Source organism: Solwaraspora sp. WMMB762 (genome assembly GCF_049179115.1).
GTDB lineage: Bacteria > Actinomycetota > Actinomycetes > Mycobacteriales > Micromonosporaceae > Micromonospora_E.
In genome coordinates, this window is record NZ_JBMHMD010000001.1 from 6,267,749 (window position 1) to 6,285,831 (window position 18,083).

The following is an 18,083-nucleotide window of genomic DNA, read 5'->3' on the forward strand; positions in this document are numbered from 1 at the left end:
TATGCGACATCGGCTCGGCCGAGCGATCCCGACGCCCGCTGGCGGCCCCGCTCAGCCGAGCGGTCCCAACGCCTGCCGGATGAACCCGAGTTCGGCGCGCAGCACGGTGGCCGCGTCCGGGTCGGTGCCGGCGGCCAACGGCAGCACCGCGTGCGGTCGGCCGGCGGCCAGCAGCGCGGCGGACAACCGCAGGGTGTGCGCCACCGGCACGGCGCCGTCGGCCAGCCCGTGCACCAGCAGCAGCGGGCGGAGCTGGTCGCTGCCGGTCACCGGTTCGGCGGCGACCTCCACCAGGCTGTGGTGCGGGTAGATCTCGCCGCCCTCCTCGGGCAGGCCGAGGAACCGTTCGGCGTACCCGCTGCGCAGCAGCGCCCAGTCGGTGACCGGGTCGCGCGCCACGGCGGCCCGGAACACGTCCGGGCGGCGCAGCGCCGCCAGCCCGGCCAGCCAGCCGCCGAACCCGGTGCCCCGCACCGCCACCCGGTCCAGGTCGAGGTCGGGATGTTTCTCCGCGATCGCGGTCAGCGCGTCCACCTGGTCGGCGAGCAGCACGTCGGCCAGCCGCCGGTGCACCACCTTCTCGAAACTCGGCGCGACACCCGGCGTACCCCGGTTGTCGACAATCACCACGGCGAAGCCGGCGTCGGCCCACCACTGCCGGGCCAGCCAGCCCGCCCGCTCGGCCCGGACCTGCTGGTGGCCCGGTCCGCCGTGCACCTCCAGCAGCACCGGCAGCCGCCGGCCGGCGACATGCGACTGCGGGTACAGCACACCGGACGGCAGCCGACGGTCGGTGACCCGTTGCAGCGTGGGCCGGGGCGTCACCGCCGGGGTGGCCGCCAGGCTCCGCAGTACGCCGAGTTCGGTGTCGTCCCGGCAGATCGTCCAACGAACCCCGGGCTGATCCAGAGTGGCCGAACCGACGGCCAGTACGGCGCCGCCGACCGCGGCGACGTGCCAGCCGGGGCTGCTGGTGAGCCGGACCGCGTCCAGACCACCCGAGGAGGCCGCGGTGCGGACCCGGTAGAGGTGCTGTTCGCTGGGTTCCCCGTCACTCGCCTCGATCAGCAGGTCCGGGCTGGTGTGCCGGCCGGGCAGCCGGCCGACCACCCGGCGTACGTACAGCGCCGCCGGGGTGAGCAGGGTGCCGTCGGCGAACAGGCAGCGGGCGTCGTACCCGTCGTGGGCGAGTTCCCCGCCGACCAGCACCCGGCCGTCGGACAGGTGGCAGGGGGTGCCGGGGATCGGCTCCACCCACCGGGGGTCGGCGAGCTCGGCGTGCACCTGGGTCTCCCCGGTGCGTGGGTCGATGGACAGCACCAGACCGTGCTGCTGCAACCGGCGCAGCACGGTGATCAGCGGACCGCCGTCGGACCAGTCGACCGACACCAGGTACGGGTAGGTCTCCCGGTCCCAGTGCACGTCGACCCAGCCGCCGTCGAGGTCGAGCAGGTGCAGGGTCACCTCGGCGTTCGGGCCACCGCACATCGGGTACGGCCGGCTGCGGGCCGGCAGCTGCGGCTGCGCCGGGTCGGCGTACTGCCAGCGGGGCAGCCGGGTGCGGTCGGTCCGGGCGGCGAGGATGCTCTGGCCGTCCGGTGACCACCAGTAGCCACGGTCCCGGCCGAAGTCGGCCGCCGCCGGGTCGGGCAGCGCCCAGGTGATGTCGCCGTCCTCGCCGGCGAGCAGCACGTCGCGGCCGTCCGGGTGGACGACCCGGAGCTTGCCGGATCCGTCGCGGTCCGGTCCGCCGCCCGGCCCGTTGCCGCTGAATCCGTCGTGGGCCGTTCCATCGCGGCCGGATCCGCCGGTCGCGCCGGCCGGCCCGACCGGGTCCGCGTCGCTGTCCGACACGTACGCGATCCGGCTGCCGGTCGGGTCCGGCCGGGCGTCGGTGACCGAGCCGACCACCGGTACCTCGATCACGTCGCCGGTCACCAGGTCGGCGCGGAACAGCCGGCCGGCCAGGACGAAGACGGCGACCCGGGCGGCCGGGTCGGTGGCGTACCGGGTGATCCCCGCACCGGCGGTGTTCCCGGTGCTGGCGGTGTTCCCGGTGCCGGCGGTGTGCGCGGTGCCGAGCAGGACCGTCGGGTCGGCGATCCGGCGGTGTTCGCGGCTGTCGACCTCGAACGACCAGAGACCGGCGGCCGGGTCGTGCGGGCCGGTGGAGCGCAGGAACACCACGCGGGCGCCGTCGGCGCCAACGGTCACCGCGTGCGGGGCGCCCCGGACGGGTCCACGGGTACGGGCGGCATGTTCCGGAGATTCCACTCTCGGATCGTAGAACCGGCTGATCAGCGATGAGACCGGTAATCCACTCCGGTGCCCATCCGGCGTAAAGTTGCCGGAGTGACCGACCCCGCCGCCGCGCGACGGCTTCTCCTGGTTCATGCCCATCCGGACGACGAGACGATCGGCACCGGTGCCCTGATGGCCCGGTACGTCGCCGCCGGAACGCAGGTCACCCTGGTTACCTGCACCCTCGGCGAGGAAGGCGAGATCCACCTGCCGCGCCTCGCCGGGCTGGCCCCTGATCAGGCCGACCAGCTTGGCGGGTACCGGATCGCCGAGCTCGACGCCGCCTGTGCGGCGCTCGGGGTGACCGACCACCGGTTCCTCGGCGGTGCCGGCCGGTACCGGGATTCCGGGATGATGGGCCTGCCCACCAACGACCACCCACGGGCGTTCTGGCAGGCCGACCTGGACGAGGCCGCCGGGTTGCTGCTCGAGGTGCTGCGGGAGACCCGGCCGCAGGTGGTGGTCACCTACGACGACAACGGCTTCTACGGTCACCCCGACCACATCCAGGCCCACCGGGTGACGATGCGCGCCGCCGAACTGGCCGCCGCCGAGGGTGTCGCCCCCGACAAGATCTACTTCACCGCGATGCCGAAGAGCGTGCTCGCCGCCGGCATCGACGCGTTCCGGGGCGCGTCGAACAACCCGTTCGCCGGCGTCGAACACGTCGACGACCTGCCGTTCGGCACCCCCGATCCGCAGATCGCGGCGCGGATCGACGGCACCGCCCACTACCAGGCGAAGCAGGCCGCCATGCGGGCGCATGCCAGCCAGATCCCGGCCGATTCGTGGCTCTACGCGCTGGCCGGCAACGTCGGCGGCGAGTTCATGGGCTACGAGTACTTCGTCCTCGGCGCCGGCCGGCAGGGTCCGGGCGACGGCCCGTACGGCTGGGAGACCGACCTGTTCGCCGGGCTGCCGGCCGCCGAGGTGCCGCTGCCGTGACCTCGCCCGGTGTCTCCGGCCAGGTGTCGGCGGTAGAGCCGACGCCGCCGGTGGCGACGGCTCCGGCCCCCACCCGCCTGCGTGAGCTGGTGGACCTGGGGCTGCGGACGGTCGGTGGGGTGGTCGCGGTGGTCGCGGCGGTGCTGTCCGCGGTCCTGGAGCTGCTGCTGGCCACGGTACGGGTCGGCGGGCACCTGGTCGGAGCGTCGGTGCTGCTGGCGATCGCCGGCAACGTGCTGGTGAGCTGGTTCGCGATCCGCGCGGTGGGTGCCCGGTGGGCGATGACGTTGCCGGCGGCGGCCTGGTTCGCGGTGATGGTGCTGGCCGCTGGCGGTACCACCGAGGGGGACATTCTGCTGGCCGGCGACAACTGGGTGGGCTTCGCGGTGATCTTCACCGGGGCGATCGCCTTCGCCGTACTCGCGTTCCGGATGATCCTGGCCCAGCCGGCCCAGCCGGCCCGGCGCAGCGACGGAGGCTGACGCGACCGGCTGCCGGCTCCTACAATCCTCGGTACGAAAATTGTGGTCCGGAGGACACACCCGCGCGGTCCGGCGTGCCGTGGACGCGGTGCGGGTCTAGGTGCGGGAGGTGGAGATGAGGCAGCGCTGGCTGCCGGTCGGCGTACTCGCCGGGGTGCTGTTCGCGGCCAATGTGGTGGCCCGGTTGGTGGTCCGCTTCTGGTTCGACGCCGACCCGCAGATGCAGGACAGACTCTCGTTCGCGATGTTCGTCGTGATCGGCGTCGTGCTCGGCTCGGTGGCCTTCGTCTGGGGGCGGGACCGGCCGGTCGAGCGGTGGAGCGGTGACGTCGCGGCGGCGATCCTGGCGGCGTTGGTGCTCACCGTTTTCGTCGGGCCGTTCATCAACGGCGACCATCCGTTCTCGGCCGGGGCGGGCGCGTTCTTTTCCCAGGTGTGGCTGTACGCCGGCTTCTCCGCCGGCGGGGTGCTGCTCGGCTATCTGGTGCTGATCACACTCGGCTGGGACCACCGGTCCAAGTCGCTGGAACGGTACGCCGAGACCAAGCTCAACAAGCCCCGTCGGGTGGTTCGTCGCTGACCGCCGGCTGCCATGGCAGATAGACGTGATGGGTGGTGAAGCCGAGCCGGGCGTACAGGGCGGTCGCCGGGTTGTGCTGTTCGACCTGCAGGAACGCGGTCGGCGCGGCCAGTTCGTCGGCGGCCCACCGGCCGACGGCCCGCAGCACCCGGGTGGCGTGCCCGCGCCGCCGGGCCGCCGGCTGCACCTCCAGCAGCGCGATCTGACACCACCGGTGGTCGGCGTCGACAGCGCCCCGGGCGATGGCGACGAGCTGGCCGTCGGCGTACAGGTGGGCGAAGCGCACCTGCGGTGCGTCGGTGAGCAGCCGGCGGGCGGCGGCCGGCAGCGGGTCGCCGGCCGATTTGCGGGCCGCTACCAGGGCGAGCCACTCCGGCGACGGCGCGTGGTCCAGCCGTACCGTCGGCCCGCCGTCGGGTGAACCGCCTGCGCCGCCGGGTGAACCGTCGGGTGAACCGCCCGCCGGGTCCTCGCCCGGCCCGGCGGTACGGGCCAGCAGGTCGGCCAGCGGCACGGTCTGCACCAGCACCAACGGTCCGCTGCGCCAACCTCGGCGAGCGAGTTCGCCAGCGACCTCGGCGGCGGCCGGCAGCGGCACGTTGACCTGTGCCGGCAGGCCACGCTCGGCGTACCAGGCGGTGACCGCGTCCACCGCCGCCGGCAGCGGGCAGCCGGGGTCGCCGAGCGGCAGCGCCGAGTTCGCCCGGCCGGTCCAGCCGTCGGCGGCGCGCAGCAGCCAGTCGCCGAGCCGCTGCTGCACCGGCGCCGCCCAGGTCTGGTTCGCGGCCCGTTCCAGCTCGGCGACGGCGGCGGATTCGCGGTCCGCCGCGCGACGGGCCGCCGGATTGGCGGTCGGCGGCACCAGCTTGCTGCGGTGCACGTCGGCGAGGGCGACCCGGCGTGGCCCGTTGCGGGTCAGCACCGTGAGTTCGGTCTCGGTCAGCTCGGCCAGCAGGCCGAGTAGGTCGGTATAGAGCGGACGATCTCCGCCAACACCTATAATTTTTCGGACTACCACGCGGTGTCCCACATCTTGTGGCCGGAGCACGATCGACCCCCTCCCCGGCGAGATACTAGGCTCGTCAGTGCCGCGGGCGATCGCGGCATGTCGTGCGGGAAGGAAGGCCAGTGACCTACATCATCGCCGAGCCGTGCGTCGATGTGCTCGACAAGGCGTGCATCGAGGAATGCCCGGTCGACTGCATCTACGAGGGCAATCGGATGCTGTACATCCACCCCGATGAGTGTGTCGACTGCGGTGCATGTGAGCCGGTCTGCCCGGTGGAGGCGATCTTCTACGAGGACGACGTGCCGGAGCAGTGGAAGGAGTACACCACCGCGAACTACGAGTTCTTCGAGGATCTCGGCTCGCCGGGCGGTGCCTCCAAGGTCGGCAAGATCGAGAAGGACACCCCGTTCGTCGCGGCCCAGCCGGCGCGCGGGGACGCGCACTGACCGGGACGCGGGCGGGCTTGGCCGCCGGGCGGTCCGCGCCGACCGGCGGCGGGTCACCGGCCGCCGGTCTGCCGGACTTTCCGTGGGATCGGCTGGCCCCGGTCAAGGAGCGTGCCGCCCGGCACCCCGACGGCATCGTGGACCTCTCGGTCGGTACGCCGGTCGACCCGGTGCCGGCCGTGGTCCAGCAGGCGCTGGCCGCCACCACGGACACCCCGGGTTATCCGATGACGGCCGGCAGCCCGCGACTGCGCGAGGCCATCCGGGACTGGTGCGTACGCGAGTGCGGTGCCGTCGGCGACCGGATCGGTGTGCTCCCGACGGTCGGTTCCAAAGAACTGGTCGCCTGGCTGCCCACCCTGCTCGGGGTCGGTCCCGGTGACGTGGTGGTGGTGCCGTCCGTCTGCTACCCGACCTACGAGGTGGGCGCCCGGCTCGCCGGGGCCGAGGTGGTACGGACCGACTCGCTGACCGCGCTCGGGCCGTCCAGCCGGGTCCGGCTGGTCTGGGTCAACTCGCCGGGCAACCCGACCGGCCAGGTGCTGCCGAGCGGGCATCTGCGCAAGGTCGTCGACTGGGCGCGCGAGCGCGGGGCGGTGGTGGCCAGCGACGAGTGCTACCAGACCCTCGGCTTCGAGGCGCAGCCGGTCTCGGTGCTCAGCGACGACGTCTGCGGCGGTGATCCGACCGGTCTGCTCGCCGTGCACTCGTTGTCCAAGCGGAGCAACCTGGCCGGCTACCGGGCCGGGTTCGTCGCCGGTGAGCCGCGGCTCGTCGACGACCTGCTCGCGGTGCGCAAGCACGCTGGCATGATCGTGCCGGCTCCGGTGCAGGCGGCGATGGTCGCCGCGCTCACCGACGAGCGGCACGTGGCCGACCAGCGTCGGCGGTACGCGGCCCGCCGGGACCGGCTCCGAGGGGCGCTCATCGCGGCCGGCTTCACCATCTCCCACTCGACCGCCGGTCTCTACCTGTGGGCCAGCCGGGACGAGGACAGCTGGTCGACCGCCGACTGGTTCGCCGCCCGCGGCATCCTGGTCGCGCCGGGTGCCTTCTACGGCCCGGCCGGGCAGCGCCATGTGCGGGTGGCATTGACCGCCACCGACGAGCGGGTAGCGGCGGCGGTCGCCCGGCTCGACTAGGCTGGCCGGATGGATGCTCCGGTGGTGTCGGTGCGCGGTGAGGTGACCCGGGAGGTCCCACCCGAGTTGGCCCGGTTCGGGGTGACCGCCGTCGCCCGGGGCAAGGACCGCTCCGGCACGCTCGCCCGGCTCGCCGAGCGGGGCGACGCGGTCCGTACCTTGATCGACGGGTACGGGCCGGCGATCGAGCGTCGGGAGTCCGGCGCGCTGCTGGTGCGGCCTGAGTGGCGACGCTCCGGGGAACGGGTCGTCGCCTACCACGCCAGCGTCACCACCACCGTCACGGTTGTCGACTTCACTGTGCTCGGTGAGCTGATGATGCGGCTGGCCGGTCAGGACCAGGTCCAGGTCAGTGGGCCGTGGTGGTCGCTGCGGCCGACCAGCCCCGAGCTGGGCCAGGCCCGTCGGGCGGCGATCGCCGAAGCGATCACCCGGGCACGCGACTACGCCGACGCGCTCGGGGCGGAGGTGACCGGCCTGGTGGAATTGGCCGACCACGGGATGTCCGCGCCGCAGCCGGTGATGTTGCGCGGCGCCCCCCGGGCGTTCGCCGCGACCGAGATGGCGGATTCCGCGCCGCAGCTCGACCTCGACCCGCAGGTGCAGACGGTGCAGGCGGTCGTGGAGGCCCGATTCACCATCTCTGCTCCGGCGGTACTGCGTCCAACGTGACCGGCGAACTGCCCGATCCGGATCGACGTCTCATCGTTGCCGACCATTGCCCGGCAGAAGTATGGCCAACGCGTTGTCTGACTGGTAAACCGAGCGGTGGATGTGTTGCCCGGCGGTGAATGGATCGCTCGGGCGTCGACGGGTCAGTTGTAGGCGTTGCCACACGTTGACGTCCGGCCTGAGGGGAGGCCCGTGTCGGTCCGGAAGCTCACCAGTGGATATGCCACGGTGATGATCCTGCTGTCCGCCGGGATCCTCCTCGCCCCCGGCTGGCATCCGGTGCTGTGGCCGGCGCTCGGTCTGATGAGCGCCGGTGGAATCTTCTTCGGTATCCGGCGCTACCGGCCGAAACGGGCTGCGGCGTGGTGGAGTCTCGCCGCCGCAGTGGTGATGCTCGCCGCCGGCGACACGACGTACGCGATTCTTCCCGGCTCAATCGTCACCGAGCTGTGCTATCTGACGGTATTCGCCCTCACCGCCGTCGGCCTGTTCATGCTGACCCGGGGCAACCAGATGCTTGGCGACCGGTCGCGGCTGCTCGACGTCCTCACATTTCTGTGCACCGCCGCGCTACTGGCCTGGATCTTCATCATCGGTCCGTACATCACCGCTCCCGGGATGGATCCGTTCGAACGGTCGATCCTCGCCGCGTACGCCCTCGGTGATCTGTTGATTCTGGCCGTGATGATTCGTCTGTTGGCGACGAATCCCCGGACCCCGGCCCTGGTGCTGCTGCTCGTCGGAGGCGCCGGCATGCTCACCGGGGACATCCTGTACGGACTGACGACGCTCGGCGAGCAGTGGCAGCCGGGCGGTCCGATCGAACTCGGCTGGCTGCTGACGTACCTGACCTGGGGAGCGGCCGGGCTGCATCCGTCGATGGCGCAGCTGTCCGAGCCGGCGGAGATCGAGCCGGGCAAGATCAGCCGGCCGTGGGCGGTGCTGCTGGTCCTGGCAACCATGATCTCGCCGTCGATTCTGCTGATCGAGGCGATGACCGGGCGGATCCGCGACGGGGCGATGCTGGCCATCACCTCCGCGGTGGTCTTCGCGTTGGTGCTCAGCCGGTTCGGTGACGTGCTCGCGGCACACCGTCAGACGGTCCGCCGGGAGCAGGGGCTGCGGGACGCGTGCGCCGCCCTGGTCTCGGCGGCCGACGCGGCGCAGGTGGATCGCGCGGTGCGGTCCGGGCTCGCCCGGATCGTGCCGGAGGGCGTCGACCACCGCCTGGTGCTGGTGCTCAACCGCACCGGCGGGGTACCGGCGCTGGCCAGCAGCGTCTGGGGTCCGTCGGTGCCGGCGACGGCGACCGGCACGTTGCTGCCGTCGACCGCCGCGGTGCGGCGTACCCGGCTGCTGCGTCGGCCGACCCTGACCCCGATGCTGGCCCACCAGCTCGGGTCGTTTCCGTTCGCGTTGCTCTGCCCGTTGGTGCTGCCGGAGCAGCGGCCACCCGGTCCGGTGCCGGCACAGCCGCGGCCCGACGTGACCGGTCCGCGAGCCGGGGTGCTGCTGGTCTCGGCCGAAACCAGCGTCCTCAACGCGTTGCGCGACGCCATCGAGGTGCTCGCCAGCCACGCCACGATGGCGTTGGAACGGATCCGGCTGGGTGACGAGATCAACCGGCGGGACGCGGAGGTGTACTTCCGGGCCCTGGTGCAGAACAGCGTGGACATCATCCTGATCGTCGACGACGGCGACGCGGTCCGGTACGCCAGCCCGGCGGTGCAGACGGTGCTTGGTCGGCCGGCACCGGACGGCGGCCCGCTGACCGACCTGGTCGATCCGCCGGACCACGGGCGGGTGCTCGAAGGGCTGGCCCTGGTCCGCTCCTCCGGTGAGCCGCACGACTGGCCGGACTGGCGGCTGCGGCACGCCGACGGTAGCACCGTGCAGGTCGAGGTGAGCTGCCGTGACCTGCGGTCGGACCGGGCGGTACGCGGTCTGGTGCTCACCCTGCGGGACGTCACCGAGCGACGTCGGCTGGAGCAGGAGTTGACTCACCGGGCGTTCCACGACTCGTTGACCGGTCTGGCGAACCGGGTGCTGTTCCACGACCGGGTGCAGCAGGCAGTGGCCCGCGCCCAGCGCGGCGGGCACGCGGTCGGCGTACTGTTCATCGATCTTGACAATTTCAAGGTGGTCAACGACACGATGGGCCATCAGGCCGGCGACGAGCTGCTGGTCGCGGTGGCGAACCGGTTGGCGGCCACGCTGGGGTCGGCCGACGCGGCCGCCCGGCTCGGCGGTGACGAGTTCGCCGCGCTGGTCGACGACGCGACCGACCCGGCCGAGGTCGAGCAGGCGGCGCAGCGGGTGGTGGCGGCCTTCGCCGAGCCGTTCCGGCTCGCCGGCCGGATGGTCGGTGGCGCGGTCAGCGTCGGGGTCGCCACCACCTCGGACGCCGAGGGCACCGACGAACTGCTGCGGCACGCGGATCTCGCCCTCTACGTCGCCAAGGGTGCGGGCAAGGCACGCTGGCGGCGGTACCAGCCGGCGTTGCACGTGAGTTTGATCCGGCGGATGGAGCTGCGTACCGCGTTGGAACGGTCGGCGCCGGAGTCCGACTTCGCCGTCGTGTACCAGCCGGTCGTCGAGCTGGCCAGCGGCAACGCCGTCGGGCTGGAGGCGTTGCTGCGCTGGCGGCACCCGAACCTGGGGCTGCTGCGGCCGGACCAGTTCATCGACGTGGCCGAGGAGACCGGGCTGATCGAGCCGATCGGCGACTGGGTGCTGGGCCGGGCGCTCGCCGCTGTCACCCAGTGGCGGGCCGCTCTGCCGGTGGGTGAGGCCCCGTATGTCAGCATCAACGTCTCCGCCCGGCAGTTCCGGGTCGCCGGCTTCACCGGCAAGGTTCGTCGCGAGTTGATCGCCGCCGGGTTGCCGGCGGACTCGGTGATGCTGGAGCTGACCGAGAGTCTGCTGCTGCAGAACGACGACCAGATCTGGTCGGACCTGGCGCAGCTGCGCGAGCTCGGTGTCCGGCTGGCCATCGACGACTTCGGTACGGGGTTCTCCTCGCTCAGCTACCTGCGTCAGCTGCCTATCGACGTGCTCAAGATCGACCGTTCGTTCACCGCGGAGATGGCCTTCTCGCAACGGCAGCGGTCGTTGGTGGACGGGATCATCCGGTTGGCGCACTCGCTCGGTCTGCAGGTGGTGGCGGAGGGCATCGAGACGGTTGCCGACCGGAACCTGCTCGGTGATCTGGGGTGCGGCTTCGGGCAGGGTTATCTGTTTTCCCGGCCGCTCGCCGAGGCGGACGCGGCGGCCTGGCTGGCCGGAGGCCGGCCGGTCGGGTTGACCCACCCATAGATGATCTATAAGTAGTCGTGCAGCGACTTAGGGTGCAAATCATGTCCATATTGCCCCGAGTTTCGGGCCGGGTCGATGCATACCAGGTATGTAATCCTGGGGCTTCGGAATCACGACCCTGACGCCGCTCCGGCGTCTACCGGGGAGGTTCACGATGTCCAATCCATCCAGGAGAGTCCAAGCCGCCGCTCTCGTCGCCGTACTGGCCGCGACGCTGATCGGTGTCGCCCGACCGGGACCGGCCGCCGCCCGACCGGCACCGACCCCCGACGACCCGGTCAGCCGGGTCCGTACCGACCCCGCGACCGCGGTCACCCTGGTCACCGGGGACCGGGTCGTCGTCACCAGCGCCGGCACCGCCGTCCAACCCGCCCCAGGCCGAAACCACCTGCGGTTCCACACCTACCAGAGCTCCGACGGCCGGTACGTGGTCCCGGCCGACGCGCAGCCGCTGATCCGCGCCGGCGTGCTGGACCGGCGACTGTTCAACATCACCGACCTGATCTCGTACGGCTACCACGACGCCGCCACCGGCCGGCTGAAACTGCTCGTCGAGTACGCCGCCCCGGCCGACGACGCCCGCCGGGCCGCCGGTGGCCTCGCTGGCGCGCGGATCACCCGGGACCTGCCGGCGATCGGCGGTGCCGCGCTGACCGCCGACAAGCACGCGGCGACCGACTTCTGGGCGGCGGTCACCGGCACCGACCCGGCCGCGTCCGGCGGGCCTACCGGCACCGACCCGGCCGCGTCCGGCGGGCCTACCGGCACCGACCCGGCCGCGTCCGGCGAGGCCACCGGCCGCGCCGGGGCCCTGGCCACCGCCTCCGGCCTGGCCCGGGTCTGGCTGGACGGCCGACGGCGACTGCTGCTCGACCGCAGCGTCGGGCAGATCGGTGCGCCGGCCGCCCACGACGCCGGATTCACCGGGGCCGGGGTGACCGTCGCGGTGCTGGACAGCGGGGTCGACGCCGACCACCCCGACCTGACCGGCAAGGTGGCCCGGTCGGAGAACTTCACCGACGATCCGGACCCGGCCGACCGGGTCGGCCACGGCACCCACGTCGCCTCGATCATCGCCGGCAGCGGTGCCGCCTCCGGCGGGGCGAACCGTGGTGTGGCCCCCGACGCCACCCTGATCTCCGGCAAGGTGTGCGAGTCGTCCTGGTGCACCGAGTCGGCGATCCTGGCCGGCATGCAGTGGGCCGCGACCGACCAGCGGGCCACCGTCGTCAACCTCAGCCTCGGTGGCCCGGACACTGCGCAGACCGATCCGCTGGAGAAGGCGGTCGACACGCTCACCGCGCAGACCGGCGCGCTCTTCGTGATCTCAGCCGGCAACTCCGGCGCGGACCGCACCGTCGGCTCGCCGGGCAGCGCCGACGCGGCGCTGACCGTGGGCGCGGTGGACCGCGACGACACGCTCGCCGACTTCTCCAGCCGTGGCCCGCGCACCGGTGACGACGCGGTCAAACCGGATCTCACCGCCCCGGGCGTCGGGATCGTCGCGGCCCGCGCCGCCGGCACCACCCTCGCCGATCCGGTCGACGAGCACTACGTCGCCGCCTCCGGCACCTCGATGGCCGCGCCGCACGTGGCCGGAGCCGCCGCGCTGCTCGCCCAGCGCCGGCCGAACTGGACCGCCGTGCGGTTGAAGGCCGGCCTGATGGCGTCGGCCGCACCACGCTCCGGCACCGGCGCGTACCCGCAGGGTGCCGGCCGGGTGGACGTCGCCCGCGCCGTCACCCAGGAGCTGATCAGCCGACCGGCCAGCGTGTCGTTCGGCCGCGCCGACTGGCCGCACCACGACGACCCGGCGATCGTCGAGAAGGTCACCTACCGCAACACCGGCAGCGAGCCGCAGACCCTGACCCTCTCCGTCGAAGCCGTCGGCCCGACCGGCCGCAGCGCGCCGGCGGCGATGTTCCGGGCCGGTGCCGACACGCTGACCGTACCGGCCGGCGGCACCGCCGCTGTCACCCTGACCGCGGACACCAGCGTCGGTGGCCCGGACGGCTACTACTCCGGCCATCTGGTCGCCACCGGCGCCGGCCAGCGCGTCGTCACCCCGTTCGGCGTCCACCGCGAGGTGGAGAGCTACGACCTGACCTTCGTCCACGTCAACCAGGCCGGCGTGGCGACCGACGACTACTGGACCGTCGCGGTCGGCCTGGACCAGCCGGTGGACGCGATGCCGTGGACCTCGGACGGCTCCGGTCGGGTCACCACCCGGCTGCCCGCCGGCCGGTACGGACTGTCCAGCGTGATCCAACGCCAGACCGGCGAACAGGAGTACGAGCTCGCCGTCCTGGTCCGGTCGAACCTGCGGCTGGACGGTGACCGCACCGTACTGTTCGACGCCCGTACCGCCCGCCCGGTCCGGATGACCGTGCCCGAGTCGACCGCGCGTCCGGCGCTGGTCGACGTCAGCTTCCAGTACCGCACCCCGGACGCGGGTGCCGGGATCGGGGTGCTGGCTGACACCTTCGACGGGCTCGCCGCCGCCCACGAGGGCGGGCCGTCGGGCGCGGGCGAGTTCACCGCCAGCATCGCCAGCCAGTGGCTGCGACCGGACGGCGCGGACGGCTTCACCGCCAGCCCGTACTTCTACGGGTTGAGCGAGCTCTTCGCCGACCGGCTGCCCACCGGGTTCACCCGGCACTACCGTCCCCGGGACCTGGCCACCGTCCGGCACCGGTTCCGTGGGGTCAGCCACGGCGACCTCACCGACCGGCTGGTCTTCCCCGGCCACGGCGAGCGGGACATCGGGGGATGGGCGCTGGTGACCCCGGTCGAGCTGCCCAGCGTGCGGGTGGAGCACTACAGCGTGTCGAGCACGTCGACCTGGGAGAGTTCCCTGGAGTTCGGCCGGGCGGTGGACGGTCAGCTCTGGCCGGAGTACACCGCCGTGCTGGTCTCGCCGCCGAGCCGCCACCAGCCCGGCAAACGCACCCTGGACACCTGGAACCTGGCACCGTACGGGCCGGTGTTCCCGGCCGTCTCGGGCGACGGTGCCTGGGTCAGCCGGCGGGGCAACGTCGTCGACGTCCAGGTGCCGATGTTCGGCGACGCGCAGGGCCACCCCGGCGGGGTGGTGACGGAGACCGCGCGGACCGCGCTGTACCGCAGCGGAAAGCTGATCGGGGAGAGCCCGGAGCCGGGCTACGGCCGGTTCCCGGTGCCACGGGCCCAGGCCGACTACCGGCTGGAGGTGTCGGCGACGCACGACGTCGGGGACTTCTCCACGTCGGTCAGCGGGGCGTGGACGTTCCCGTCCGGTCCGGTGACCCGTGGCCAGGTGGCGGCGCTGCCGGTGATGGCGGTGCGGTTCACCCCGCCGGTGGACGCCGGCAACACCGCCGTCGCCGGGCGGGCGATGGAGATCCCGTTCACCGTCACCCACCAGCCGGGCGTGGTCGGGATCGGGATCCGTCGGCCGACCGTCGAGGTGTCCTACGACGGTGGGCGGACCTGGCTGCCGGCCGACGTACGGTCCGCCAAGGCCGGCTGGACCGCGACGGTCCACCATCCGGACCGGGACGGTTTCGTGTCGCTGCGGGCGTCGGTCACCGACCGGGCCGGCAACACGGCACGGCAGACGATCGTCCAGGCGTACCGGATCGCGCGGCGCTGACCCGCGCCGGCCGGTGCCCTGCCCGCCGCAACGGGGGCGGGTGGGGCACCGGCCGACCTCGGCGGAGCCGCCACCGGCTCACCGCACCGGCCGGTCCCACGGTCAGCTGTTGGCGTGCAGTGCCTCGTTGAGCTGGATGCCGGCACCGGTACGCGGCCGGGCCTCCAGCGCGCCGGTGACCGAGTTGCGCCAGAACAGCAGCCCGTCGACGCCGGACAACTCGCGGGCCTTGACCACCCGGCCGTCCGGCAGGGTCACCTTGGAGCCGGCGGTGATGTAGCAGCCGGCCTCGACCACGCAGTCGTCGCCCAGCGAGATGCCGATGCCGGCGTTCGCGCCGAGCAGGCTGCGCTCGCCGATGCGTACCTTTTCGGTGCCGCCACCGGAGAGGGTGCCCATGATCGACGCGCCGGCCCCGACGTCGGAGCCGTCGCCGACCACCACACCGGCGACGATCCGCCCCTCGACCATCGAGGTGCCGAGCGTGCCGGCGTTGAAGTTGCAGAAGCCTTCGTGCATGACGGTCGTCCCGGACGCCAGGTGGGCGCCGAGCCGTACCCGGTCGGCGTCGGCGATCCGCACCCCGGACGGCACCACGTAGTCGGTCATCCGGGGGAACTTGTCCACCCCGTACACCGCCAGGTGCCGCCCGGCGGCCCGCTCGATCAGCCGCAGCTCGTCGACCCGGTCCGGCGGGCACGGACCGGCGGAGGTCCAGGCGACGTTGGCCAGCCGGCCGAAGATGCCGTCCAGGTTGAGCTCGTTCGGCCGGACCAGCCGGTGGGAGAGCAGGTGCAGGCGCAGGTACGCGTCGGCGGCGTCGGCGATCGGGTCGGCCAACGAGCCGATCTCGACGACCACGATCTCGGTACGCAGTCCGGGCAGTGCCCGGGGGCCGACCACCGCGCCGGGCAGCCCGGCCGGTGTGCTGCCGTTCGCGGCTGGCGGACGCTCGCCGAGCCCCAGCTGGCCGACCGGATACCAGGTGTCCAGCACCTGCCCCTGCTCCGTGCAGGTGGCCAGGCCGATGCCCCAGGCGGGCTGCGTCGAAACCGTCACCGAACTGTCGCCTTCCGATCGGGGTACGAGTCACCACCGGGCCGACGTCCGGGCGATCCGGGTGATCAGCGGACGAGTCGACCCTGCCGAGACGGTACCGTGCCAGCCATGGTGAACCCGCTGACCCCCGAGGTCCTGGCCGATCCGGTGACCCTGACCCGCGCGTTGGTCGACATCGAGTCGGTGTCGCGCAACGAGCAGCGGATCGCCGACTGCGTGGAGCAGGCGCTGTCCGTCGTGCCCTGGCTCACCACCGGGCGGTACGGCAACACGGTGATGGCCCGGACCGAGCTGGGGCGTTCCCGACGGGTGGTGCTCGCCGGGCATCTGGACACCGTGCCGCTGGCCGACAACTTCCCGTCCCGGGTGGTCGACGGCCTGATCTACGGCTGCGGCACCTCGGACATGAAGTCCGGGGTGGCGCACGCGTTGCATCTGGCCGCCACGGTCGCCGAGCCGAGGTACGACGTCACCTACCTGTTCTACGAGGCAGAGGAGATCGACTCACGGTTCAACGGGCTGCGTCTGGTGGCCGAGGCCCACCCGCAGTGGCTGTCGGCCGACTTCGCGGTGCTGCACGAGCCGACCCACGGCGTCGTCGAGGCCGGTTGCCAGGGCACCCTGCGGGCGGTGGTCGGCACCACCGGCCGCCGGGCCCACTCGGCCCGGTCCTGGCGTGGGGTGAACGCCATCCACGCCGCCGGTGAGGTGCTGCGCCGGCTGGGCGACTATTCGGCGCGGACCGTCACCATCGACGGATGCGAGTACCGGGAAGGGCTGAACGCGGTCCGGATCGGCGGCGGGGTGGCCGGCAACGTGATCCCGGACCGGTGCGACGTCGAGGTCAACTTCCGGTTCGCGCCGGACCGCGACGGGCAGCAGGCGGAGCAGCACGTCCGAGAGGTCTTCGCCGGGTTCGACGTCGAGGTGGTCGACTGCGCCGGCGGGGCGCTGCCCGGACTGACGTCGGCACCGGCGCGGGAGTTCCTCGCCGCGGTCGGCGAGCCGCCGGTCGCGAAGCTGGGCTGGACCGACGTCGCCCGGTTCGCCGCGCTGGGCATCCCGGCGCTCAACTTCGGCCCCGGCGACCCCAACCTGGCGCACGCCCGCGACGAGCACGTGGAGATCGACAAGATTCAGCAAGGTGCCGAGACACTCCGGCGTTGGCTGACGCCGGAGTGAACCGGGATCACCGCAGCAGTGCCGGCTCCTGCTCGACGGCGTCGTCCACCGGCTCAGCCGGAAGCGCTCGCCCGCCGGCGACCCGGCGCTCGGCCACCACGACACGGATCCGGCGGTGCATCTGCCGCCGGACCCGGATGAGTTCGCTACGTGTCATCATGACTACTCCTCCCCCCGAAGGTGCCGTGACGGCGTCCTCCCCACCGTCCGGCGCACCCAGTATCTGTTAATGGAGACGTAGCCGCAGCCGATTTGGTTGCACTTGACGCAAGATTGACATCACCTTTTTCGTCGTGGGCCGGGTGAGCGTCGCAGCGGGCGGTTCGGCGTCCGCACTGGACACGCGCGGGCGGCCACGTCAAGCACGGCACGCCGCCCACTACGGTTGTCCAGATGGACCAGTCGAACAACTATCGCGCGCCAGACGACCAATCCCGACCGGGACCGGACCGGGTCGGCCCGACACCCGACGAACCGGGGTCGGAGCGGCACCGGGGCGCGGTGACCCTGCGCCGGGAAGCGGTCCGTCGCAGCACCGCCGATCAGGGTCTGCTCGATTCACGGGCCCGTGGCGAATGGAAGACCAAGGATTCCTGGCGGGCGCTGCGAATCCTGTCGGAGTTCGTCGAAGGGTTCGACACTCTCGCTGATCTGCCGCCGGCGGTCAGCGTTTTCGGGTCAGCCCGCAGCGCGCCGGACAGCCCTGAATGCCGGCTCGCCGAAGAACTGGGCCGGGCGCTCGCCGGTGCCGGCTACGCCGTGATCACCGGCGGCGGTCCCGGTGTGATGGAGGCGGCCAACCGGGGTGCCACCGAGGCCGGCGGCGTGTCGGTGGGGCTCGGCATCGAATTACCGTTCGAGCAGGGCATCAACGAATGGGTGGAGGTGGGCATCAACTTCCGCTACTTCTTCGCCCGCAAGACCATGTTCGTCAAGTACGCCCAGGCGTTCGTGGTGCTGCCCGGCGGGTTCGGCACCATGGACGAGTTGTTCGAGGCGCTCACCCTGGTGCAGACCGGCAAGGTGACCAGGTTCCCGGTGGTGCTGATGGGCACCGGGTACTGGTCCGGACTGGTCGACTGGCTGCGTGACACGATGCAGGCGCAGGGGCGGATCGGCGACGCCGACCTCGACCTGCTCTGCCTGACCGACGACGTCGCCGAGGCGGTACGGCACATCGTCGACGCGGATGCCGCACTCGCCGCCGAGCAGGCGGCGCTGCGTCAGACGGCGCACGCCCAGATCGAGGCCGAGCGGCAGGCCGGCGAACGGGCGCCGGCCGGGTACCACCGGCCGGCGGAAGGAGAGGAGTAGCACGG

General features: G+C 72.5%; 14 protein-coding genes. 10 read left to right on the forward strand and 4 right to left on the reverse strand.

Features of this window, described 5'->3' with window-relative positions; genetic code table 11:
* Positions 1 to 51 precede the first annotated feature (51 nt).
* A complete protein-coding gene (locus ACN27J_RS28150; RefSeq protein WP_421370858.1) occupies positions 52 to 2,274 on the reverse strand; it encodes a prolyl oligopeptidase family serine peptidase in 2,223 nt (740 codons plus the stop codon).
* 78 nt (positions 2,275 to 2,352) lie between these two features.
* Between ACN27J_RS28150 and mshB the strand changes: the two genes are divergently transcribed.
* The 3 genes from mshB (at position 2,353) to ACN27J_RS28165 (ending at position 4,308) form a co-directional block, all read left to right on the forward strand.
* Entirely contained in the window at positions 2,353 to 3,246 is an 894-nt protein-coding gene (gene mshB / locus ACN27J_RS28155; protein WP_421370860.1) for an N-acetyl-1-D-myo-inositol-2-amino-2-deoxy-alpha-D-glucopyranoside deacetylase, read from the forward strand.
* Positions 3,243 to 3,728, forward strand: coding sequence for a hypothetical protein (locus ACN27J_RS28160; protein ID WP_421370862.1), 486 nt, complete (start codon positions 3,243 to 3,245; stop codon positions 3,726 to 3,728). The genes mshB and ACN27J_RS28160 overlap by 4 nt, the downstream gene beginning before the upstream one ends.
* A gap of 115 nt (positions 3,729 to 3,843) precedes the next feature.
* Positions 3,844 to 4,308 carry a hypothetical protein gene (locus ACN27J_RS28165; protein WP_421370864.1) on the forward strand — a complete coding sequence of 155 codons (465 nt, stop codon included), beginning with the start codon at positions 3,844 to 3,846 and terminating at the stop codon, positions 4,306 to 4,308.
* On the opposite strand, the gene ACN27J_RS28170 is transcribed toward ACN27J_RS28165, so the two are convergent.
* Positions 4,277 to 5,356 carry a GNAT family N-acetyltransferase gene (locus ACN27J_RS28170; RefSeq protein ID WP_421370866.1) on the reverse strand — a complete coding sequence of 360 codons (1,080 nt, stop codon included), beginning with the start codon at positions 5,354 to 5,356 and terminating at the stop codon, positions 4,277 to 4,279. The two genes, ACN27J_RS28165 and ACN27J_RS28170, sit on opposite strands and share 32 nt — an antisense overlap.
* 80 nt (positions 5,357 to 5,436) lie before the next feature.
* Between ACN27J_RS28170 and fdxA the strand changes: the two genes are divergently transcribed.
* From fdxA to ACN27J_RS28195, 5 genes are all read left to right on the forward strand, one after another.
* Positions 5,437 to 5,763: a ferredoxin gene (gene fdxA / locus ACN27J_RS28175; RefSeq protein ID WP_233606480.1), complete on the forward strand. Its 327-nt coding sequence runs from the start codon at positions 5,437 to 5,439 to the stop codon at positions 5,761 to 5,763.
* Positions 5,764 to 5,780: 17 nt separating this feature from the next.
* Positions 5,781 to 6,905, forward strand: coding sequence for a succinyldiaminopimelate transaminase (gene dapC / locus ACN27J_RS28180; RefSeq protein WP_421370869.1), 1,125 nt, complete (start codon positions 5,781 to 5,783; stop codon positions 6,903 to 6,905).
* Between the two features lie 9 nt (positions 6,906 to 6,914).
* Positions 6,915 to 7,577, forward strand: a complete 663-nt coding sequence (locus ACN27J_RS28185; RefSeq protein ID WP_282234001.1) for an SIMPL domain-containing protein — start codon at positions 6,915 to 6,917, stop codon at positions 7,575 to 7,577.
* A 192-nt stretch (positions 7,578 to 7,769) separates the two neighbouring features.
* Positions 7,770 to 10,892 carry a putative bifunctional diguanylate cyclase/phosphodiesterase gene (locus tag ACN27J_RS28190; RefSeq protein WP_421370872.1) on the forward strand — a complete coding sequence of 1,041 codons (3,123 nt, stop codon included), beginning with the start codon at positions 7,770 to 7,772 and terminating at the stop codon, positions 10,890 to 10,892.
* Positions 10,893 to 11,046: 154 nt separating this feature from the next.
* Positions 11,047 to 14,523 (forward strand): S8 family serine peptidase, encoded by a 3,477-nt coding sequence (locus ACN27J_RS28195; RefSeq protein ID WP_421370874.1) that lies wholly within the window; start codon positions 11,047 to 11,049, stop codon positions 14,521 to 14,523.
* A gap of 102 nt (positions 14,524 to 14,625) precedes the next feature.
* On the opposite strand, the gene dapD is transcribed toward ACN27J_RS28195, so the two are convergent.
* Positions 14,626 to 15,582 carry a 2,3,4,5-tetrahydropyridine-2,6-dicarboxylate N-succinyltransferase gene (gene dapD, locus ACN27J_RS28200; RefSeq protein ID WP_278167178.1) on the reverse strand — a complete coding sequence of 319 codons (957 nt, stop codon included), beginning with the start codon at positions 15,580 to 15,582 and terminating at the stop codon, positions 14,626 to 14,628.
* A gap of 108 nt (positions 15,583 to 15,690) precedes the next feature.
* On the opposite strand from dapD, the gene dapE reads away from it, so the two are divergent.
* A complete protein-coding gene (dapE, locus tag ACN27J_RS28205) occupies positions 15,691 to 16,764 on the forward strand; it encodes a succinyl-diaminopimelate desuccinylase (protein WP_421370875.1) in 1,074 nt (357 codons plus the stop codon).
* Positions 16,765 to 16,771: 7 nt separating this feature from the next.
* On the opposite strand, the gene ACN27J_RS28210 is transcribed toward dapE, so the two are convergent.
* Positions 16,772 to 16,921 (reverse strand): hypothetical protein, encoded by a 150-nt coding sequence (locus ACN27J_RS28210; protein WP_278167180.1) that lies wholly within the window; start codon positions 16,919 to 16,921, stop codon positions 16,772 to 16,774.
* Between the two features lie 236 nt (positions 16,922 to 17,157).
* Between ACN27J_RS28210 and ACN27J_RS28215 the strand changes: the two genes are divergently transcribed.
* Entirely contained in the window at positions 17,158 to 18,078 is a 921-nt protein-coding gene (locus tag ACN27J_RS28215) for a TIGR00730 family Rossman fold protein (protein WP_421370878.1), read from the forward strand.
* Positions 18,079 to 18,083 lie beyond the last annotated feature (5 nt).